This is a genomic window from Micromonospora sp. NPDC047740 (genome assembly GCF_043204735.1).
Taxonomy (GTDB): Bacteria; Actinomycetota; Actinomycetes; order Mycobacteriales; family Micromonosporaceae; genus Micromonospora.
The window spans coordinates 225,421-245,998 of sequence record NZ_JBIDCT010000005.1; the positions used below are offsets into that span (position 1 = coordinate 225,421).

A 20,578-nucleotide genomic window follows, 5' to 3' on the forward strand; every position below is an offset into this window, starting at 1 on the left:
GTGTGCCAGCATGCGCGGATGCGGAGCACACGGCACACCGTCCAGGCCAACGGCATCACCCAGTCGGTGCGGGTGGCCGGTCCGCCGGACGGCGTACCGGTGCTGCTGGTCCACGGCAACGTCTCGTCGTCGGCGTTCTGGGAGCCGCTGCTGCGCCGGCTGCCGGAGACGCTCCGCGTGATCGCGCCCGACCTGCGCGGGTACGGCGACACCGCCACCGCCCCGGTCGACGCGACCCGGGGCCTCGCCGACTTCGCCGACGACGTGGCCGCCCTGCTCGATGCCCCCGGGCTGTTCGCCCCTGGCGCGCGGCCGGTGGTGGTCGGGCACTCGCTGGGCGGCGGGGTGGCGATGCGGCTGCTGGTCGACCACCCCGAGCGGGTGGCCGGGCTGCTGCTGGAGGCGCCGGTCTCGCCGTACGGGTTCGGCGGGACCCGGGACCTCGACGGTACCCCGACCACGCCCGACTTCGCGGGCACCGGCGGCGGCACCGCCAACCCCGACTTCGTCGCCCGGCTCGCCGCGCAGGACCGGGGCGAGGAGGGCCCGACCAGCCCGCGGAACGTGCTGCGCGCGGCGTACGTGGCTGACCCGGCGTCGCTGGGCGAGGACGAGGACCTGCTGCTGGACAGCATGCTCACCACCGCGACCGGGGACGACAACTACCCGGGCACGGCGATCACCTCCGCGCACTGGCCGGGAACGGCGGCCGGCGAGCGCGGGGTGCTGAACGCGTTGGCACCCGCCTGGTTCCGGGTCGCCGACGAGCTGGTCGCCGTCTCGGCCAAGCCGCCGGTGATCTGGGTACGCGGCGACGCCGACGTGATCGTCTCGGACACCTCGCTGTTCGACCTGGCGTACCTGGGATCGCTGGGGGCGGTGCCGGGCTGGCCGGGAGCGGCGGACTGCCCGCCCCAGCCGATGGTGGGCCAGACCCGGGTGGTGCTGGACCGGTACGCCGCCGCCGGCGGGACGTACCGGGAGGTGGTGCTGCCCGGTTGCGGCCACAGCCCGCACCTGGAACGGCCGGCCGAGTTCGTCGCGGAGCTGCTGGCACTGGTCGGGGCGCCCGCGGAGGCCTGACCCGGCAACGCCGGCGGAGGCCTGACCCGGCGGCGCCGGCGGGCGTCGGTGCCCGGCCTGCGGTGGCGGCCCACCCCCGGGGCCGGCCGTGCGCCGGGGCGGAGAGTGACGGACGTCGTGAAATATCCCACGGCGTCTCGACAACGTAGAGTCACGTGGCAGACTCCGGCGCATAACCTTAGCGGCCGTTCATGTCGGCAACGGCGGAGTCAACCAAGGGGAGGCCGGTCGTGGCGCGCGAGTTCACCAGGGTGGGTGTGGTGGGTCTGGGCACCATGGGTGCCGGCATCGTCGAGGTGTTCGCCCGCAACGGCATCGACGTGGTGGCCGTGGAGATCTCGGCGGCCGCCCTGGAGCGTGGCCGGGCCACCCTCACCGGGTCGACCGACCGCGCCGTGGCCAAGGGCAAGCTCGCCGAGGCCGACCGGGACGCCCTGCTGAGCCGGGTCGACTTCCAGGTCGGGCTGGGTGCGCTGCACTCGGTGGACCTGGTGATCGAGGCGGTGCCCGAGCACCTGGACCTGAAGCAGCGGATCTTCGCCGAGCTGGACCGGGTCTGCAAGCCCGAGGCCATCCTGGCCACCAACACCTCCTCGCTGAGCGTCACCGAGATCTCGGTCGCCACCACCCGGCCCAACCAGGTCATCGGCATCCACTTCTTCAACCCGGCGCCGATCATGAAGCTGGTCGAGGTGGTCCGCACCGTGGTCACCTCCGCCGACGTGGTGGCCGACGTGGAGGCGCTCTGCACGCGGCTCGGCAAGGTCGACGTGACCATCAACGACCGGGCCGGCTTCATCGCCAACGCGCTGCTCTTCGGCTACCTGAACCACGCGGTGAGCCTGTTCGAGGCGCGGTACGCGAGCCGCGAGGACATCGACGCCGCCATGAAGCTCGGCTGCGGCCTGCCGATGGGCCCGCTCGCGCTGATGGACCTGATCGGCCTGGACACCGCGTACGAGATCCTGGACACCATGTACCGGCGCGGCGGCCGGGATCGCCGGCACGCCCCGGTGCCGCTGATCAAGCAGATGGTCACCGCCGGGCTGCTCGGGCGGAAGTCCGGCCGCGGCTTCTACACCTACGAGCGGCCGGGCTCGCCGAAGGTCGTACCGGACGAGCAGACGCCGGTGGCGACGAAGTCCTCGCTCGCCGACGGCGCGCGGGCCATCGCCAAGGTCGGCATCGTCGGCTCCGGCACCATGGCCACCGGCATCATCGAGGTCTTCGCCAAGGCCGGGTACGAGGTCATCTCGGTGACCCGGGGCGCGGAGAAGTCCGCGAAGGTCTGCGAGGCGGTCAAGACCTCGCTCAACAAGGGCGTGGTCCGGGGCAAGCTCAGCGAGACCGACCGGGACGCCGCGCTGGGCCGGGTCACCTGGTCGGCCACCCTCGACCACCTCGCCGACGTCGACCTCGTGGTCGAGGCGGTGGTCGAGGAGTTGAGCGTCAAGAAGGCCCTCTTCGCCAGCCTCGACGAGATCTGCAAGCCGGGCGTGGTGCTCGCCACCACCACCTCCTCCCTGCCGGTGATCGACGTGGCGATGGCCACCCAGCGCCCGGCGGACGTGATCGGCCTGCACTTCTTCAACCCGGCGCCGATCATGCCGCTGGTGGAGATCGTGCGGACCATCCGCACCTCGGCGGAGACCGCCGCCACCGCCCGTGCGGTCTGCGCGGTGCTCGGCAAGACCGGCGTGGTCTGCGGTGACCGGTCCGGCTTCATCGTCAACGCGCTGCTCTTCCCGTATCTGAACGACGCGGTGAAGATGCTGGAGGCCAGCTACTCGACCGCCGACGACATCGACCACGCCATGAAGCTGGGCTGCGGCTATCCGATGGGCCCGTTCGAGCTGCTCGACGTGGTCGGCCTGGACGTCGCACTGGCCATCCAGCGCGAGCTCTACCTGGAGCTGCGCGAGCCGGGCTTCGCCCCCGCGCCGCTGCTGGAGCACCTGGTCACCGCCGGCTACCTCGGTCGCAAGAGCGGGCGCGGTTTCCGCGACCACACCAACCGCTGATCCGGGTCAACACCGGAGGCCGGTGACGGCGTCTTGAGGGTGTGACCTTCGAGGAGTACGTCGGCAGCCGCGGCCCGGCCCTGTTACGCCTGGCTCGGCTGCTGACCGGCGACGTGCACCGCGCCGAGGACCTGACCCAGGACGTCCTGGCCCGCGCGTACGTGCACTGGCGAAAGATCGCCCGGGCCGACCGGCCGGACGTGTACGTGCGGCGGATGCTGGTCAACGCCAACGCCTCCTGGTGGCGCCGGCGGTCGAACCACGAACTGGCTGTCGACACCTTCGCCGAGCAGGCCCACCGGGGCGACCTCGGCGGCGAGGCGGCCGCCCGGGATGAGATGTGGCGGCTGATTCGGGCGCTGCCCGACCGCCAGCGTGCCGTGCTGGTGCTGCGCTACTACGAGGACCTGGACGACGCCACGATCGCTCAGATCCTCGACTGCTCCCCGGTCACCGTCCGTACCCACGCGATGCGGGCGCTCGCCCACCTCCGGGAGCGCTGCGGCATCCCGACGACCGACGGGAGCCGGCCGTGACCGACCTCGACGACCGGATCGCCTCGGTGCTGCGCGAGCGCGCCGAGGGGGATATCGACACTGACCGGCTGCTGAGCCGGTCCCGGGCCCGGGGACGCCGGAGGCAGGTGCGCCGCCGGGCCGCGACAGGCATGGCACTGGCCCTGGTCGGGGTACTCGGCCTCGCCACGATGACCGCACCGGGGCTACCCGGCCTGCCGGGAAGGCTGCCCTGGACGACCGCCACCCCGGCCATCGTCAACCCCGTGCCACCCCGGGCCGGCGGGGTGCCCGGCGCCGCCCAGCAGCCCGAGCTGGTGGGTACCGATCCGCAGGTGCTGCACCTGGGCGTCGACCCGGCGAAGGGACGCTACCTGGGCTGGCAGGTCGTGGGCGATGGCGTGGAGACCCTCCGGATCGGGCCCCCGGGTGGGCGGCCGGTCACGATCGACGTGGCCAGCACGGCCGCCGCGGTCGATGGTCTCGCGATCGATGGGCTTTCGATCGATGCGCCGAGGGGAGGTGCCTTCGACGGCAAGGTGTGGCAGCTGGGGAGCAACCCGGGCGGCTTGGTCATGCTCTGGCAGCCCGCACCGGGCGTGTACGCCCGAGCCGCCATGCCAGGGAGGGACCGAGCTGCTCTGGCGCGGGCGGTAAAGGCCCTGAAGTGGGACGAGGCGCGCCGGTGCGGCGGACCGCTGCGACTCACCGCGCTGCCCGCAGGGGCCCGGATCGCTGGATGCCGGGTGGACGTGTCTTCCTTCCCTGGCACGATGGACGTGGTGGTGACCCTCTACCGCGGCACGTCCGACATGATGTCCGTCCGCCTCCAGTACAACGCCGGAATAACCGGCGCGCGCAGCGACAGCAACCGCACCATCGGCGGGCGTCCCGCCTACCTCTATCCGGATGGCATGGGACTGGAGCTGCTCGGGCTCCCGAAGGCTCACCTGATCGCCGAGTTCGGCTCGCCGTGGAAGGGCTTCACCGAGGCCGACGCGACGACCGTACTGGCCGGGGCGAAGGTGGCGAAGGATCTGACCGACCCGGAGACCTGGAAGTGAGGGGCGCCGGCCGGGCCGCCCGATCCGGGCCGGTCCGGCCGGCGGAACGTACGCTTGTTGACCGTGAGCCCCCGTCGCAACCGTCCCCGCCGGGACGAGACCACCCACCTGGACTCCGAGCGGGCCCGCCAGGGCGTGCCCACCGTCCAGCAGTGGCGCGACGGCGACTGGCAGGTACGCGGGATCACCGGCGGGGCGTCCGTCAAGACGTACCGCTGTCCCGGCTGCGACCAGGAGATCCGTCCGGGGGTGGCGCACGTGGTGGCCTGGCCGGCCGACGACCGGGGCGACCTCACCGACCGGCGGCACTGGCACAGCGGCTGCTGGCGCGCCCGGGACCGGCGCGGGCCGAACCTCCAGCGCGGACGCGGCGCCCCCCGGTACGGCTGAGCGATCTGCGTCACCCTGTTTCCGCCCGGGCAGGCGGCGAGGGCGGCGGCGCGCGAGACTGGGACGGTGAGCACCCCGATCCGTGCGTCGTCGATCCTGCCCGGTCACCGGGAGGACATCGAGCTGCACACCGCCGACGGGCTGACGCTGGTCGGTGAGCTGGCCCGGCCGCTGGACCGGGCACCGGCCGGCACGCTGGTCTGCCTGCACCCGCTGCCCACCCACGGCGGGATGATGGACAGCCACGTCTTCCGGAAGGCGGCGTGGCGGCTGCCCGCGCTGGCCGACCTGGCCGTGCTGCGGTTCAACACCCGAGGCACCAGCAGCGTCCGGGGGACCAGCGAGGGAGCCTTCGACGGCGCGGTCGGCGAGCGCTTCGACGTCGCCGCCGCCATCGAGTACGCCGAGTTCCACGAGCTGCCGAACATCTGGCTGGTCGGCTGGTCCTTCGGCACCGACCTGGCGCTCAAGTACGGCTGCGACCCGGCGGTGGCCGGGGCGATCCTGCTCTCCCCGCCGCTGCGTTTCTCCGAGCCGGCGGACCTCGCCGTCTGGGCCGAGTCGGGCCGCCCGCTCACCGCCCTGGTGCCCGAGTTCGACGACTACCTGCGCCCGGAGGAGGCCCGGCAGCGGTTCGCGGCCGTGCCGCAGGCCGAGGTGGTCGGGGTGCCCGGCGCCAAGCACCTGTGGGTCGGCGACGCGGAGACCGTGCTGGACGAGATCGTCCGGCGGGTCAACCCGGCCGTGCCGGTGCCGCTGCCGACCACCTGGGACGGGCCGATGGAGACCGGCGACGTCAGCGCGTACGCCGACCGGACGGTGGCCGCGTTCGCCGACACCCCGGTCCCCGGCCCGCAGCAGCGGCAGGCGGGCTGACCCCGCGCACCCGGGTCGGTCAGCGGGAGTCCTGCCGGGGCAGGACCACCTCCCGGAGGATGAGCTGGAGGGCGGCCACCATCGGGATGGCGATCAGCGCGCCGACCACGCCCAGCAGCGACACCCCGAGCAACGCGCCGAGCAGCGCCGCCACCTCGTTGACCGAGACCGCCCGGCGCATGATCTTCGGATAGATCAGGTAGTTCTCCACCTGCTGGTAGACCAGGAAGAAGACCAGGCAGGCGACGCCGACGGGCAGGTCGGTGGCGAAACCCACCAGGGACACCACCACCGCGCCCAGGGTCGCCCCGATCTGCGGGATCAGGTCGGTCACCGCGACCACCACGGCCAGCGCGAACGGGTACGGCAGCCCGACCGCCAGCGCGAAGACGAAGGTGCTCGCCCCGGCCAGCACCGCGATGGCGAGCGCGCCCACCATGTACGCGCCGACCCGGGTGAGGATCTCGTCGCCGATCAGCCGGACGCGTTCCCGGCGGGTGCGGGGCACCAGCGCATAACCGAGGTCACGTAGGCGGTCGAAGTACGCCAGGAAGTAGATCGTCAGCACCAGCACGGTCAGCACCCGGAGGATGGTGCCGAAGATCAGCTGAGCGCCGCCCAGCACGCCGCCGAGGGCCCGGCTGATGGTGTCCGCGTTCGCCGCCGCGCGGACCCGTTCCATCACGTCGTACCGCTCGATGAGATCGTTGACGGTGGGGTTGCGGCGCAGTTCCTCGACGTAGCCGGGCAGGTGCGTGATGAACTGCCCGGACTGGGTCACCACCGGGGGCACCAACGCCAGCAGCCCACCGATGATCAGCAGCAGTACGGTCAGGGTCACCACCGCGACGGCCAGCCCGTGCGGCAGCCCCCAGTGGCGCAACCGGACCACCGCCGGGTGCAGACCCACCGCGAGGAACAGCGCGATGACCACCAGCACCAGGATGCCGGCGGCGTTGCGGATGCCCAGGAAGACCGCGTACGCCAGCAGCACGCCGAGCGCCCCGGTGAAACCGACCAGGAAGGCGCTGCGGCGCAGCGGCTTGCCCGGCACGCCGAACCGCCCGCTCGGCTCGAACTCGGTCGGTTCGGTCACCTGCTCGACGGTGCGCCGCCCGGACTCGTCGGTCGCGCCGTCCTCGGGCCGGAGCGCGCCCAGCGGGTCCTCGTCCTCCGGTCGGGCGTCGCCCGGCCGCCCGTCCTGCGCCACCTGACCTCCCCGCATCCCGCTCCGTCGTACGCGATCGGAGTCCAGCTCGCCGGGCCGGCCGGGTGACCCGGATCGGCCAGCCGGGCGTCGCCGTCCACGCGGCAGCCCGTTGCTCGGCAGGTTATCCGGCCGGGCTTTCCTCGGCCAGCCCTCCCACCGGCTGGCCGGGGCACGTCCCGCCTGAATCGTTTACGCCATCAGGTCCATAGCGTCCCAGTGGCAACGGTCCGGCCACCGTCGGCCACCGCCGCGGCCAGTCGGCCGCCAGGCCGGCGGTGCCGGGCGTGACGGCGGCGGCGGTGCGGCTGATCGGGCGGATGCCGGGCGTGGGGCCGTGACCACGTCGCCGATCCGGCGGGGTCCGGGCGGGTTGGATACCGCGAGGTCGCCGAACTGTGGCGCCCCGGCGGGCTACCCGCGGCAAGGGCGCCGACCTGGCGGGCGTGCCGTTCGGCGGGATGTCGCCTGCGTCAGTCGGACTCGACCTTCACGGCGCTCGGCTTGGCGCTTCGCTCGTCGGTGGTGGGCTTGGTCGGGCGCTTGCCGTTCTCGCCAGTGCTGGTGATCTTCGTGGGAGTGGCGCCCCGGCCGCCCTCGCCGGGTACGGCGGCCACGGTCGGCTCGCCCTCCACGCCAGCGGTGGCGGCGCCTCCGTCCACGGTGGTCACCGGTTCGGCGACCGGGCGGGCCGGGCTGCCGTCCGTCGCCGGCTCCGGGGCCGTCGCCGGCTCCCCGGTCGCCGCCGGCGCGGAATCGGCGCCCTCGGGGGAGACCGTCGCGGTGCTCTTCGCGCTGACCGGCGCGGTGTCCTTGCCGGTGGCTGGCGCCGTGACCGTGTCGGGCGTCATTTCCTTGCCGGCCACCGGCGTCGTGTCCTTCCCGGAGGTCACCGGCGCGGTCTCCTTGCCGGCCGTCGGCGTGGTGCCCTTGCCGGCCGCCGGAGTGGTGGCCTTGCTGGCCCCCGGCGGGGTGCCCTTGCCGGTGACCGGCGTGGTGTCCGGACCGGCCGTCGGCGCGGCCGCGCCGGAGTCACCCCCGGGCGTCGCGGCCAGCTCGTCCGGGTCCACCGGGGTGGTGGCCAGGCCGGCGCTGCTCGCCGACAACCGCAGCTCGGCGAGCTTGCGCTGGAGGTCGTCGGACTCCTGGCGGGACTTCCACGTCTCCGTCCGCAGGTCCGCCAGCTCCTGTTGGGCGTGGGCGATCTCCAGCATCACCTGGGCGAGCTGCTGCCGGCCGGCGGCCACCTCCTGCTGGGTGGCGGCGAGGTGCTGCTGGGTGGTGGCCAGGTGCTGCTGGGTGGTGGCCGCATACTCCTCGAACTGGCGGCGCGAGGCGGCGACGTGCTCGTCGGCCTTGCGGCGCTTGTCGGCGGCGTCGACCTCGGCCCGGCGCAACAGCTCGGCACCCTCCTCCTCGGCCTGCCGGCGCATGTTGAGCGCGTCCTGCTCGGCCGCCTTTCGGATCTTGATGGCACCCTGCTCGATCTCCTGGCGGCGGGTGGCGTACGCCTTCTCCAGCTCGTCCTGCCGCTTCTTGTGCTGCTTGTCGAGCTCGTCGCGGCGCTTGGCGTACTCCTGCTCGGCGGTCGCGCGGCGCTGGGCGAACTGCTTGTCGGCCGCGTCCCGCCTGGCGTTGACCTCCTTCTCCACCCCGGCCCGCCAGGCGCCCAGCTCCTGCTGCGTCTGGGCGCGGGCCTGCTGGACGTACGCCTCGGTCTCGGTGCGCATCCGCTGGACGTACGCGTCGACCTCGGCGCGGTTGCGCTTGCCGGCCTCGGCAGCCTCGGCGGTGAGCCGGCTGGCCTCGGTGCGGGCCTGGCCCCGGGTGGCCTTCGCCGCCTCCTCCGCGTCTTCGACGATCTTCTTGGCCTCGGCGAGCGCCTTGGCGTGGGTGGCCCGGCCGGCCTCGGCCGCGGATTCGGTGAGGCGCTTGGCCTCCTGCTGCGCCTTGCCGTGCACCTCCTTGGCCGCCTCGCGGAGCTGGGTCGCCTCCTGCTGGGCCTTGGCCAGCGCCTCCTTGGCGGCCTCGCGCAGTCGGGCGGCCTCCTGCTGGGCGCGGCTGTGGATCTCCTTGGCGGTGTCCCGGAGCTGGGTCGCCTCCTGCTGCGCCGTGGCCAGCGCCGTCTGAGCCGTCCGGCGCAGCCTGGTGGCCTCGTCGTTCGCGTCCCGACGGAGCTTGGTGGTCTCCTCGGCGGCGTCCTTGCGAAGCTTGGTGGTCTCCTCGGTGGCGTCCTTGCGGAGCTTGGTGGCCTCTTGCTTGGCCGCCGTGAGGGTGGCCTCCGCCTCGGCCTTGCGAGCGGCGGTGAGTCGCTCCTCCTCGGCCCGCCGGGCGGCGAGGGCGATCTCGAAGTCCTTGAGGGCCTGGGCGGACTGCTCGCGGGCCTCCTCGATGATGTGCTCGGCGGCCGCACGACGGGCCTCGATCTCCTCGTTGGCCGCGGCGACGATCTCGTCCGCCTGCTCCTCGGCCATCAGGAGGATCTGCTCGACCCGGGGACCGAGGTGCCGGAACGAGGCCCGGTCCACCACGCCCACCTGCTTGCGCACCTGGGCGAGGTCGCGTTGCAGCACCTCGACCTGGCCGGCCAGCTTGTGGATCTGGGTGTACGCCTGCTCCCGCTCGGCCGTCAGCGCCGTGATCTCGTGCTCCGCACGAGCGACGTATCGGTCGACCTGTCGTTTGTCGTACCCCCGCAGCGCGGACTCGAAGCTGGGCTCCGTGGTCACGTCCCCGCCGAGAGCGAACAGTTCCTCGCCGTGCGACATGCTCCCATCCTCACACGCATCCGGCTCTGCTGGGGCGATACGGACGCCCCTGCTGGGACCTACTTCACTGACAGGTCGAAACGGGCGGGAAATGCATGACGGCGCGGGGTGACACCGGTTACCCGGTGTCACCCCGCGCCGTGGCTCATGCCCCGGTGCGGGTGTCTCAGCTGGCCGACTCGGCGGTCACCTTCTCCTCGGCGTCACCGGACTTGGCCGCCGGCTTGGCGCCGCCGCCCGGCACGCCAGGCACGATGCCGGCGAGGCCGGAGAGCATCTGCCCGAGCTGCGAGGTGACGGCGTCCTTCTGCCGGGTGAGGTCCTCGACCTCGCGGCGGGCCGCCTGGGTGGTCAGTTCCGCCTCGGTACGGGCCTCGCTGAGCAGGCGCTGCGCCTCGGCCTTCGCCTCGTTGAGGGTCTTGTCGGCCAGCGCCTTGGCCTTGTCCACCGTCTCGTTGGCGGTGCGCTCGGACTCGACCCGGCGGGCCTCGGCCCGCTGCTCGATCTCCTTGGCCCGCTCCTGGGCGGCCCGGGCCCGCTGCTCGGCCTCGCTGACCAGCTTCTGGGTCTGCGCGACCTGGGCGGCGTGCCGCTCGGACTCCTCGCGCTCGGCCTTCTCCCGCCGCTCGGCGAGCTGGAGCTCCAGGGCCTGGAGGTCCTTGTCGCGCTTGTCCCGCGCGTCGGTCAGCAGCTTGGTCGCCTCGGCGCGCTTCTCCTCGGCCTCCCGAGCGGCCTTGGCCCGCTGCTGGGTGATCTCCCGCTCGGCGGTGGCGCGCAGGGTGGCGACCTCACGCTCGACGGTGGACTTCAGCTCGGCCACCTCGTGGGCGGTGACCGTACGCAGCTGCTTGGTCTCCCGCTCGGCGTCGGCGCGCAAGGTGTCCGCCTCGCGGCGGGCCTGCACCCGGACCTCGGCGGCCTCCCGCTCGGCGGCGGTACGCACGCTGCCGGCCTCCCGCTCGGCGGTGGCCTTCATGGCGGCCGCCTCGGCGCGTGCCTTGTCGGTGATCTCGCGCGCCTCGAGGCGGGCCGCGGAGAGGATGCCCTCCGACTCGCGCTTCGCCTCGTTGCGGTGGTCGTTGGCCTGCTCCTCGGCCAGCCGGAGGATCTGCTCGACGCGGGTGCCCAGGCCGGAGAGGGTCGGCCGGCTGTTCTCCTCGAGCTGCTTGTTGGTGTCGGCGAGCTTCTGCTCCAACGCGCCCTGGCGCTGCTCGGCCTGGCGGAGCCGACGCTGGGCGTCGTTCATCCGCTGCTCGGCCTCGGCCCGGGCCTGCTCGGACTGGCTCAGCGCGGCGCTCAACCGGCCGATGAAGTCGTCGACCTGGTTGGTGTTGTATCCGCGCAGGCCAACGGTGAAATCTGGCTGCGTGTTCGCGTTATCGAAGAACGCAAGAGGGGAGGACTGCTGCTGGGGCATTGGGACATACTGGCAGACGCCCCAGGGTGCTTCGCAAGAGCGGTCCGCAGCTTTCGTGTCCTGTTTACATGGTCAACTTCGGGAGCCGGTTGGGACCGGACCGAACCGGCGATCTTGGCAGGTCCCAGGCGCGCCGGGCGGGACGCGAGGCGCGCGCGGAAAGGGCCGTGGGTCGGTGGCCCGCGGCCCTTTGTCGAGCATCGCCGAATCGCGCGCCGCGCAATGGAAAGCGCAATGCCGCCACCATGCGGATGGTGCCGGGACCACCCGGACGGGTCAGTGCCCGCGGAACCGGTTGATCGCCGTTTCGTGCCGGTCGCGCAGCTCGGTGTCCCGGACACCGAGGCCGTCGGTCGGGGCGAGGCAGCGCACACCCACCTTGCCCTGGTGTGCGTTGCGGTGCACCTCGTACGCGGCCTGGCCGGTCTGCGCCAACGGGTAGGTCCGCGAGACCGTCGGGTGGACCTTGCCGAGCGCGACAAGCCGGTTGGCCTGCCAGGCCTCGTGGTAGTTGGCGAAGTGGCTGCCGACGATCCGCTTGAGGTGCATCCAGAGGTAGCGGTTGTCGTACTGGTGCTGGTAGCCACTGGTGGAGGCGCAGGTGACGATGGTGCCGCCGCGCTTGGCGACGTAGACGCTGGCGCCGAAGGTCTCCCGGCCGGGGTGCTCGAAGACGATGTCCGGGTCCTCGCCGCCGGTCAGTTCGCGGATCCGCTCGCCGAAGCGGCGCCACTCGTCCGGGTCCTGGGTCTCCTCGTCGCGCCAGAACCGGAAGCCCTCCGCGGCCCGGTCGATGACCAGCTCGGCGCCCATCCGCCGGCACAGCTCGGCCTTTTCCGGCGAGGAGACCACGCAGACCGGGATCGCCCCGCCGCCCAGCGCCATCTGGGTGGCGTAGCTGCCCAGGCCGCCGGAGGCGCCCCAGATCAGCACCACGTCGCCCTGCTTCATGTTCGCCCCGTGGTGGGAGACGAGCTGCCGGTACGCGGTGGAGTTGACCAGGCCGGGGCTGGCCGCCTCCTCCCAGCTCAGGTGGCGCGGTTTCGGCATGAGCTGGTTGGCCTTGACCACGGCCAGCTCGGCCAGGCCACCGAAGTTGGTCTCGAAGCCCCAGATCCGCTGCTGCGGGTCGAGCATGGTGTCGTCGTGGCCGGCCGCGTCCTCCAGTTCCACCGAGAGGCAGTGCGCGACCACCTCGTCGCCGACCTTCCACCGGGTCACCCCGGGCCCGGTCCGCAGCACCACGCCGGCCGCGTCCGACCCCACCACGTGGTAGGGCAGGTCGTGCCGGCGGGCCAGATCGGAGACCCGGCCGTAGCGCTGGAGGAACCTGAAGGTGGGCAGCGGCTCGAAGATGCTGGTCCAGACCGTGTTGTAGTTGATCGCGCTGGCCATCACCGCGACCAGCGCCTCACCCGGGCCGAGCTCCGGGGTGGGCACCTCCTGGAGGTGCAGCGCCTTGCGCGGGTCCTTGTCCCGGGTGGCCATGCCGTCGAACATCCGGGTGTCCTCGGCGCGGACGACCACGCCCCGGTAGCTCTCCGGTACCGGCAGGCCGGCGAGGCCGGCGAGTTCCCGCTCCGGCTGCGCGGAGCCCTCCGCCGCCATGATCGCATCGAGGATGTCGTGCACGGTGACCTCCCGTTCGTCCGCACCCACACCGGGGCAGGGGTGCTGCCATCGTCGGCGCCGGTGCGACGGGTCCGCCATGTCGGCAATCGACACATCCGGCACCGGTCGCACTCCTGTGGGGCCGGACGTTACTGAACGGTAGCTAGGGCCGGAAGTCTCCTGTGAAAAACTGCATCCGCCGATGCGTGGAGGCGTCCGTGGGACCGCTGAACCGCGCACCGCCGCGCGTTTCCGCGGGTGGGGAGGGCCGCTCGGCCCTCCCCGGCGGCTCACCGGGTGGCCGGCTCGACCAGCTCGACCAGCACGCCGCCGGCGTCCTTCGGATGCACGAAGTTGATCCGGGAGTCGGCGGTGCCCCGCTTCGGGGTCTCGTAGAGCAGCCGTACGCCCCGCTCGCGCAGCGCCGCGCAGGCCGCGTCGATGTTGGTCACCGTGTACGCGACCTGCTGCACGCCCGGCCCGTTGCGGTCCAGGAACTTCGCGATCGTCGACTCCGGCGACAGCGGGGCGAGCAGCTGCACGCAGCCACCCTCGGTGGTCGGCCCGACGGCCAGCATCGCCTCGCGTACGCCCTGCTCGGCGTTCGTCTCGGTGTGCACGCAGCGCATCCCGAAGGTGCGCTGGTAGAAGTCGATCGCGGCGTCCAGGTCCGCCACGGCGATCCCGACGTGGTCGATGCGGCGCAGGCCGATGTCTGTGACATAGTCGGCAGCGGGCTCGACGGGGGAGTTCTCAGCCATGGCGCTAGTCTGACCGAACAATCGTTAAGGCGTACAGGTCGGCACCCCCTCGGAGGCAGGCATGGCTTCGGTGATCGTCAGCGGCGCGCGGACCCCGATGGGGCGCCTGCTGGGCAACCTCAAGGATCTCCCGGCGACGAAGCTCGGTGGCATCGCGATCAAGTCGGCGCTGGAGCGCGCCGGCGTGACCCCCGACCAGGTGCAGTACGTGATCATGGGGCAGGTGCTCCAGGCCGGCGCGGGTCAGATCCCGGCCCGCCAGGCGGCCGTCGAGGCGGGCATCCCGATGACCACCCCGGCGCTGACCATCAACAAGGTCTGCCTCTCCGGCCTGGACGCCATCGCGCTGGCCGACCAGCTCATCCGGGCCGGCGAGTTCGACATCGTGGTGGCCGGCGGCATGGAGTCGATGACCAACGCCCCGCACCTGCTGCTCGGCCAGCGCAGCGGCTACAAGTACGGCGACGTCACGATCAAGGACCACATGGCCCTGGACGGCCTCACCGACGCCTGGGACTGCTGCTCGATGGGCGAGTCGACCGAGCGGCTCGGGGCGAAGCACGGCATCACCCGCGCGGAGCAGGACGCCTTCGCGGCGGCCAGCCACCAGCGCGCCGCGGCCGCCCAGAAGAACGGCAACTTCGCCGAGGAGATCACCCCGGTGGTCATCCCGCAGCGCAAGGGCGACCCGCTGGTGATCAGCGAGGACGAGGGCATCCGTCCGGACACCACGGCCGAGTCGCTGGCCAAGCTGCGCCCGGCGTTCACCTCCGACGGCACCATCACCGCCGGCAGCTCCTCGCCGATCTCCGACGGCGCCGCCGCCGTGGTGGTGATGAGCAAGGCCAAGGCCAGGGAGCTGGGGCTGACCTGGCTGGCCGAGATCGGCGCGCACGGCAACGTGGCCGGCCCGGACAACTCCCTGCACTCGCAGCCGTCCAACGCCATCAACCACGCCCTGAAGAAGGCCGGCCTGACCGTCTCCGACCTCGACCTCATCGAGATCAACGAGGCGTTCGCCGCGGTCGGCATCCAGTCCACCCGGGACCTGGCCGTCAGCCCGGAGAAGGTCAACGTCAACGGCGGTGCCATCGCGCTCGGCCACCCGATCGGCATGTCCGGCGCCCGGCTGGTGCTCACCCTGGCGCTGGAGCTCAAGCGCCGGGGCGGCGGCACCGGCGCGGCCGCGCTCTGCGGCGGCGGCGGCCAGGGCGACGCGCTGATCATCCACGTGCCCTCGGGTGCCGCTGACCGGTGAGCGTGAGGAGTGAGCCATCGGTGCGCCGCAGCCGGGACGTACCGATGCTGGTGGAGCGGGCCCGCACGGGTGACCCCCGCGCGGTGGCCCGGCTGATCACCCTGGTCGAGTCCGGCGACGAGGTGCTGCCGCAGGTCGCGGCGGCCCTCGCGCCGTACGCCGGGCACGCCCAGGTGGTCGGGCTGACCGGGTCGCCCGGGGTGGGCAAGTCGACCACGACCAACGAGCTGGTCCGGGCGCTGCGGGCGCGCGGTCACCGGGTCGGGGTGCTGGCCATCGACCCGTCCAGCCCGTTCACCGGCGGGGCGATCCTCGGCGACCGGGTCCGGATGCAGGACCACGCCACCGACCCCGGCGTCTACATCCGCTCGATGTCCAGCCGGGGGCACCTCGGCGGGCTCTCCGCGGCGACGCCGCAGGCGGTCCGGGTGTTGGAGGGCGCCGGCTGCGACGTGGTGCTGGTGGAGACGGTGGGCGTCGGGCAGGCCGAGGTCGAGGTGGCCTCGCTGGCCGACACCACGCTGGTGCTGCTCGCCCCGGGCATGGGCGACGCCATCCAGGCGGTCAAGGCCGGCATCCTGGAGATCGCCGACGTCTTCGTGGTCAACAAGGCCGACCGGGACGGCGCCGACGCCACCGTCCGCGACATCCAGGGCATGATCGCGCTGGGCGAGCGCGGGCCGGGGGAGTGGCGGCCGCAGGTGGTCCGGGCGATCGCCGCGCGTGGCGAGGGGATCGACGACATCGCCGCCGCGATCGACAAGCACCGGGACTGGCTGGAGCGGCACGGCGAGCTGCGCCGCCGCCGGGAGGCGCGGGCCGCCGCCGAGATCGAGGCGATCGCGCTCGGCACCCTCCGGGCCCGGATCGGTTCGCTGCGCGACGGTACGCAACTGCCGACGCTCGCCGCCAAGGTGGCCGAGGGCGCGATCGACCCGTACGCCGCCGCCGCCGATTTGCTGGCCCAGCTGGGGGCCTGAGCGGTCCACTGCGGACCCGGCCCAACTAGTACGCTCGCACCGCCTCATGGCGGTCGTGGGGTTGGACGAGGGGGCGGGTGGAGCATGGCTGACGAGGCGACCCAGGAGCTGTCGGTGACGCCGGACGCGGTGGCGGGCGGCGCGACGCACGTCTCCGACGAGGTGGTGGAGAAGATCGCGGTGGCCGCCGCGAAGTCCGTGCCCGGGGTGGCCGAGCTCGGTGGCGACGTGGCGCGGTTCTTCAACGCCGTGCTGGACCGGGTCGGGCTGGACCAGGTCGGCGACGCGCGGCGGGGTTGCTCGGCGCACGTCACCAACGGCGCGGCGCTGGTCAACCTGGTCATCGTGATCGACGGCGGCCGGCCGGTCCCCGAGGTGACCGACGCGGTCCGCTCGGCGGTGACCTCGGCGGTGGAGGCGTACGGGCTGCGGGTCGACGAGATCAACATCCGGGTCGACGACGTGGCCCTGGGCGGCCCCGCGGCACCCTCGGCCTGAGCCAGGTTACCGGCCGGTACCCAGATCCTTAGCGATCGTTCAGGCCACCGTTCTACACTCGGTCTTCAGTCGAGGACTCGAGGAGGAGCTCCGCGCATGGACGCCGACGAGATCGCCGCCGGTCGGGCCCGCTGGCAGGCCCGCTACGACGCCGCCCGCAAGCGGGACGCGGACTTCACCACGCTCTCCGGCATGACCGTGGACCCGGTGTACGGCCCGCCGGAGGGCGTGCCCTACCCCGGATTCGAGCGGATCGGCTGGCCGGGCGAGTTCCCCTACACCCGGGGGCTCTACCCGACCGGCTACCGCGGGCGGACCTGGACCATCCGACAGTTCGCCGGCTTCGGCAACGCCCAGCAGACCAACGAGCGCTACCAGATGATCCTCGGCGCCGGCGGCGGTGGGCTCTCCGTCGCCTTCGACATGCCGACGCTGATGGGCCGCGACTCCGACGACCCGCAGTCGCTCGGTGAGGTCGGCCACTGCGGCGTGGCCATCGACTCGGCCGCCGACATGGAGGTGCTGTTCAACGGCATCGACCTGGCCGGCGTGACCACCTCGATGACCATCTCCGGCCCGGCCGTGCCGGTCTTCTGCATGTACCTGGTCGCCGCCGAGCGGCAGGGCGCCGACCTGTCCCGGCTGGACGGCACGCTCCAGACGGACATCTTCAAGGAGTACATCGCGCAGAAGGAGTGGCTCTTCGACCCGGAGCCGCACCTGCGCCTGATCGGCGACCTGATGGAGTACTGCGCCCGGGAGATCCCGAAGTACAAGCCGCTGTCGGTCTCCGGCTACCACATCCGCGAGGCCGGCGCGACCGCCGCGCAGGAGCTGGCGTACACCCTGGCCGACGGGTTCGGCTACGTCGAGCTGGGGCTCTCCCGCGGGCTGGACGTCAACGTCTTCGCGCCGGGGCTGAGCTTCTTCTTCGACTCCCACGTGGACTTCTTCGAGGAGATCGCCAAGTTCCGGGCCGCCCGCCGGATCTGGGCCCGCTGGCTGCGCGACGTCTACGGCGCCACCAGCGAGAAGGCACTCTGGCTGAAGTTCCACACCCAGACCGCCGGGGTGTCGCTGACCGCTCAGCAGCCGGTCAACAACGTGGTGCGTACCGCGGTGGAGGCCCTCGCGGCGGTGCTCGGCGGCACCAACTCGCTGCACACCAACGCCCTCGACGAGACCCTGGCCCTGCCCACCGACGAGTCGGCCGAGATCGCCCTGCGTACCCAGCAGGTGCTGATGGAGGAGACCGGGGTGACCAACGTGGCCGACCCGCTCGGCGGCTCCTGGTACGTCGAGGCGCTCACCGACCGGATCGAGGCCGAGGCGGAGGAGATCTTCGCCCGGATCAAGCAGCTCGGCGGCGAGGGCCCGCACAAGATCGGCCCGATGACCTCGGGCATCCTGCGCGGCATTGAGGACGGCTGGTTCACCGGGCACATCGCCGAGTCGGCCTTCGTCTACCAGCAGGCGCTGGAGAAGGGCGACAAGAAGATCGTCGGCGTCAACTGCCACACCGGCACCGTCGCCAAGGAGCTGGAGATCCTGCGCATCTCGCACGAGGTGGAGCTGGAGCAGCGTCGGGTGCTCGCCGAGCGCAAGGCCGCCCGCGACGACGCCGCGGTCAAGGCCGCCGTGCAGCGCATGGTCGAGGTCAGCCGGACCGGGGAGAACATGATCCCCGCCATGCTGGACGCGGTCCGCGCCGAGGCCACCCTCGGCGAGATCTGCGACGCGCTGCGCGCCGAGTGGGGCGTCTACCGCGAGCCCGCCCGCTTCTGAGTGGCCGCGCCGGTGCCGGGACGCCCGGTACCGGCGCCCACCTGGCGTGAGAGTTGCAACTGTCGCCGTCGCGGTTGATCTGAGTTCAGCGGGACACGTGCGAGACTAGATAACCATGAGCGACCCACGGATCACCTCGTCGATCTTCACCCGCGGCGCGGTCGACCTCAGCGCCCTGCGCAGCACCGCCCCCAACCCCGCCCCAGCCAAGTCCGGTCCCCCCGCCGGCGCGCCCGGCGGCGCGGTCGGTGGGGTCAGCGTCATCGACGTCACCGAGGCGACTTTCCAGTCCGAGGTCCTCGAACGCTCGCTGACCACCCCGGTGATTGTGGACTTCTGGGCCGAGTGGTGCGAGCCGTGCAAGCAGCTCTCCCCGGTGCTGGAACGGCTGGCGGTGGAGGGCGCCGGCGCGTGGGTGCTCGCCAAGGTGGACGTGGACGCCAACCCGCGGATCGCCCAGATGTTCCGGGTGCAGGGCATCCCGATGGTCTACGCGATCGTCGGCGGGCAGCCGATCGACGCCTTCTCCGGGGTGGTGCCGGAGGCCCAGCTGCGCCAGTGGATCCAGGCCGTGCTGAAGGCCGGCGGGGTCAGCGTCGAGGCGCCCGAGGACCCGCGCCTCGCCGAGGCCGACGACGCGCTGATGACCGGCGACCTCGACGCGGCCGAGCGGGCGTACCGGAAGATCCTCGCGGAGTCCCCGGCGGACGCGGCGGCGGAGGCGGGGCTGGCCCAGGTCGGACTGGCCCGCCGGGTGGCCGGCGCCGACCCGCAGGCCGCGCTCGTCGCCGCGCAGGCCAACCCCGACGACGTCGACGCCCAACTGCTGGCCGCGGACATCGAGGTGCTCAGCGGCCTGGCCGAGCAGGCCTACCAGCGCCTGGTCGGCCTGGTTCGCCGCACCGCCGGTGACGACCGGGAGAAGGTACGCCAGCACCTGGTCGGCCTGTTCACCATCGCCGGTCCGGAAGACCCCGCGGTTGCCTCGGCCCGGCGGGCCCTGGCGAGCGCCCTGTTCTGAGCACGTAGCACGCCAGCGCGGGCCGGCGTACCGGCCGGCCCGCCCCGATCATCGAGGACGGGAGCCCATGATGCGCCGAATCGCCGTCCTCGACGCGCCGACCAACCTCGGCTTGCGCCCACCCACGGCCAGCTCGGTCCCGGGCTGCGCCAAGGCGCCGGGCGCGCTGCGTGACCACGACCTGCTCGCCCGGCTGCGGGCCCGCGACGCGGGCTGCCTCACCCCACCCCGGTACGACCCGGGCGACTGGCGCCCCGGCGACGGGGTCTGCCACGCCCCGGAGATCGCCGCGTACTCGGCGGCGCTGGCCGACCGGATCGGCGCGATCATCGACCGGGGGGAGTTCCCGCTGGTGCTCGGCGGGGACTGCTCGGTGCTGCTCGGCTCGGCGCTGGCCATGCACCGGCTCGGCGAGGCGGTCGGCGGCCGGATCGGGCTGGTCTTCGTCGACGGCCACTCCGACTTCCGGCACCCCGGCAACGCCTCGTACGTGGGCGCGGCGGCGGGGGAGGACCTGGCCCTGGTCACCGGCCGGGGGCAGGCCGACCTGGCCGCCATCGAGGGGCGACGCCCCTACTTCCGCGACATCGACGTGGTGGTCCTCGGCATCCGGGCGCAGGACGAGTACCGGCTCGACCTGCAGGCCGCCGGCATCACCACCCGGCCGGTGCCGGCGCTGCGCGCCGAGGGCGCCGCCCGTACCGCCCAGTGGACGCACGAGCAGCTGGCGGACTGCGCCGGCTACTGGGTGCACATCGACGTGGACGTGCTCGACCCGGCGGTGATGCCGGCCGTCGACGCCCCCGACCCGGGCGGGATCGCCTTCGCCGAGCTGGAGATCCTGCTCACCGGGCTGGTGGACACCCCGCACTGCCTCGGGGTCGAGCTGACCGTCTTCGACCCCGACTACGACCCCGACGGGTCGTACGCCGCGGAGATCGTCAACACTGTGGTGGCCGGGCTCGCGCCGGTCTCCGCGCCCAGCGCGGCGCCGCCGCGGCTGCTGCCAGCCGGCCCGGTCGCACCCGCCCCCCGACCGGGCAACGGCCGTCCCGCGAACCGCCGCGTCCTGCCCTCCCCGGTGACGACCCCGGCCCCCGCGGTCGCCGTGGAGCCGATCGGCCCCGCACCGACGCCGAGCGAGCCCGCCGACGGCGACCCCGCTGTCTCCCTGGCCGCCGACGTGGACAGCGACGAGGCGCCGCCCGCCGGGACTGCCGGGCCGGGCCTGTCGCCACAGCTGGTGGCGGACGAGGGCGACGGGCCCGAGCAGGTCGGTCCGGGGTCGGGCCGGCTGCGGCGCGTCCCGGCACGGGACGAGTC

Annotated in this window: 16 protein-coding genes and 1 pseudogene; 12 read left to right on the top strand and 5 right to left on the bottom strand. The window is 73.0% G+C overall.

Translation table 11 applies throughout. The features are described 5' to 3' along the window. Positions 1 to 18: 18 nt before the first annotated feature. The 6 genes from ACGF4F_RS12055 to ACGF4F_RS12080 all read left to right on the top strand — a co-directional run bounded on the left by ACGF4F_RS12055 (position 19) and on the right by ACGF4F_RS12080 (position 5,949). On the top strand, positions 19 to 1,083 hold the full coding sequence (locus ACGF4F_RS12055) for an alpha/beta hydrolase (protein ID WP_357440752.1): 1,065 nt from the start codon (positions 19 to 21) through the stop codon (positions 1,081 to 1,083). A gap of 230 nt (positions 1,084 to 1,313) precedes the next feature. Next, positions 1,314 to 3,104, top strand: a complete 1,791-nt coding sequence (locus ACGF4F_RS12060) for a 3-hydroxybutyryl-CoA dehydrogenase (protein ID WP_357440755.1) — start codon at positions 1,314 to 1,316, stop codon at positions 3,102 to 3,104. Positions 3,105 to 3,145: 41 nt separating this feature from the next. After that, a complete protein-coding gene (locus ACGF4F_RS12065) occupies positions 3,146 to 3,640 on the top strand; it encodes a SigE family RNA polymerase sigma factor (protein ID WP_357440758.1) in 495 nt (164 codons plus the stop codon). Continuing rightward, entirely contained in the window at positions 3,637 to 4,683 is a 1,047-nt protein-coding gene (locus tag ACGF4F_RS12070) for a hypothetical protein (RefSeq protein ID WP_393077013.1), read from the top strand. Before ACGF4F_RS12065 ends, ACGF4F_RS12070 begins: the two co-directional genes overlap by 4 nt. Positions 4,684 to 4,740: 57 nt before the next feature. Next, positions 4,741 to 5,073, top strand: a complete 333-nt coding sequence (locus ACGF4F_RS12075) for a hypothetical protein (protein WP_073836015.1) — start codon at positions 4,741 to 4,743, stop codon at positions 5,071 to 5,073. A 66-nt stretch (positions 5,074 to 5,139) separates the two neighbouring features. After that, on the top strand, positions 5,140 to 5,949 hold the full coding sequence (locus ACGF4F_RS12080) for an alpha/beta hydrolase (protein WP_357440763.1): 810 nt from the start codon (positions 5,140 to 5,142) through the stop codon (positions 5,947 to 5,949). A gap of 19 nt (positions 5,950 to 5,968) precedes the next feature. Here ACGF4F_RS12080 and ACGF4F_RS12085 read toward each other — a convergent pair whose 3' ends face one another. The 5 genes from ACGF4F_RS12085 to mce all read right to left on the bottom strand — a co-directional run bounded on the left by ACGF4F_RS12085 (position 5,969) and on the right by mce (position 13,713). After that, a complete protein-coding gene (locus ACGF4F_RS12085) occupies positions 5,969 to 7,174 on the bottom strand; it encodes an AI-2E family transporter (RefSeq protein ID WP_357440766.1) in 1,206 nt (401 codons plus the stop codon). A 455-nt stretch (positions 7,175 to 7,629) separates the two neighbouring features. Next, positions 7,630 to 9,924 (bottom strand): hypothetical protein, encoded by a 2,295-nt coding sequence (locus tag ACGF4F_RS12090; protein ID WP_393077017.1) that lies wholly within the window; start codon positions 9,922 to 9,924, stop codon positions 7,630 to 7,632. A gap of 166 nt (positions 9,925 to 10,090) precedes the next feature. Then, entirely contained in the window at positions 10,091 to 11,341 is a 1,251-nt protein-coding gene (locus ACGF4F_RS12095) for a DivIVA domain-containing protein (RefSeq protein ID WP_357440772.1), read from the bottom strand. 276 nt (positions 11,342 to 11,617) lie between these two features. Further along, a complete protein-coding gene (gene ccrA / locus ACGF4F_RS12100; protein ID WP_357441074.1) occupies positions 11,618 to 12,973 on the bottom strand; it encodes a crotonyl-CoA carboxylase/reductase in 1,356 nt (451 codons plus the stop codon). A gap of 269 nt (positions 12,974 to 13,242) precedes the next feature. After that, entirely contained in the window at positions 13,243 to 13,713 is a 471-nt protein-coding gene (gene mce, locus ACGF4F_RS12105; protein WP_357440775.1) for a methylmalonyl-CoA epimerase, read from the bottom strand. A gap of 61 nt (positions 13,714 to 13,774) precedes the next feature. Here mce and ACGF4F_RS12110 point away from each other — a divergent pair, with 61 nt between their 5' ends. From ACGF4F_RS12110 to ACGF4F_RS12135, 6 genes and pseudogenes are all read left to right on the top strand, one after another. Next, positions 13,775 to 14,971 carry an acetyl-CoA C-acetyltransferase gene (locus tag ACGF4F_RS12110; protein ID WP_357440778.1) on the top strand — a complete coding sequence of 399 codons (1,197 nt, stop codon included), beginning with the start codon at positions 13,775 to 13,777 and terminating at the stop codon, positions 14,969 to 14,971. 44 nt (positions 14,972 to 15,015) lie between these two features. After that, positions 15,016 to 15,951: a methylmalonyl Co-A mutase-associated GTPase MeaB gene (gene meaB, locus ACGF4F_RS12115; protein ID WP_357441077.1), complete on the top strand. Its 936-nt coding sequence runs from the start codon at positions 15,016 to 15,018 to the stop codon at positions 15,949 to 15,951. An 84-nt stretch (positions 15,952 to 16,035) separates the two neighbouring features. After that, positions 16,036 to 16,449 (top strand): Asp23/Gls24 family envelope stress response protein, encoded by a 414-nt coding sequence (locus ACGF4F_RS12120; RefSeq protein ID WP_357440780.1) that lies wholly within the window; start codon positions 16,036 to 16,038, stop codon positions 16,447 to 16,449. A gap of 96 nt (positions 16,450 to 16,545) precedes the next feature. Then, positions 16,546 to 18,234 carry a methylmalonyl-CoA mutase family protein gene (locus ACGF4F_RS12125; RefSeq protein WP_357440783.1) on the top strand — a complete coding sequence of 563 codons (1,689 nt, stop codon included), beginning with the start codon at positions 16,546 to 16,548 and terminating at the stop codon, positions 18,232 to 18,234. A 115-nt stretch (positions 18,235 to 18,349) separates the two neighbouring features. Then, entirely contained in the window at positions 18,350 to 19,255 is a 906-nt protein-coding gene (locus ACGF4F_RS12130; protein WP_073835956.1) for a tetratricopeptide repeat protein, read from the top strand. Positions 19,256 to 19,322: 67 nt separating this feature from the next. Further along, positions 19,323 to 20,480: pseudogene (locus ACGF4F_RS12135) on the top strand (arginase family protein); the annotation flags it as partial. Positions 20,481 to 20,578 lie beyond the last annotated feature (98 nt).

What these genes read in the sequence shown, in the direction of transcription:
- ACGF4F_RS12085 (WP_357440766.1), bottom strand. Translation starts at nt 7,174, where the DNA reads ATGCGGGGAGGTCAGGTGGCGCAGGACGGGCGGCCGGGCGACGCCCGA.
- ACGF4F_RS12120 (WP_357440780.1), top strand. Translation starts at nt 16,036, where the DNA reads ATGGCTGACGAGGCGACCCAGGAGCTGTCGGTGACGCCGGACGCGGTG.
- mce (WP_357440775.1), bottom strand. Translation starts at nt 13,713, where the DNA reads ATGGCTGAGAACTCCCCCGTCGAGCCCGCTGCCGACTATGTCACAGAC.
- ACGF4F_RS12055 (WP_357440752.1), top strand. Translation starts at nt 19, where the DNA reads ATGCGGAGCACACGGCACACCGTCCAGGCCAACGGCATCACCCAGTCG.
- ACGF4F_RS12130 (WP_073835956.1), top strand. Translation starts at nt 18,350, where the DNA reads ATGAGCGACCCACGGATCACCTCGTCGATCTTCACCCGCGGCGCGGTC.
- ACGF4F_RS12125 (WP_357440783.1), top strand. Translation starts at nt 16,546, where the DNA reads ATGGACGCCGACGAGATCGCCGCCGGTCGGGCCCGCTGGCAGGCCCGC.
- ACGF4F_RS12110 (WP_357440778.1), top strand. Translation starts at nt 13,775, where the DNA reads ATGGCTTCGGTGATCGTCAGCGGCGCGCGGACCCCGATGGGGCGCCTG.
- meaB (WP_357441077.1), top strand. Translation starts at nt 15,016, where the DNA reads ATGCTGGTGGAGCGGGCCCGCACGGGTGACCCCCGCGCGGTGGCCCGG.
- ACGF4F_RS12095 (WP_357440772.1), bottom strand. Translation starts at nt 11,341, where the DNA reads ATGCCCCAGCAGCAGTCCTCCCCTCTTGCGTTCTTCGATAACGCGAAC.
- ACGF4F_RS12090 (WP_393077017.1), bottom strand. Translation starts at nt 9,924, where the DNA reads ATGTCGCACGGCGAGGAACTGTTCGCTCTCGGCGGGGACGTGACCACG.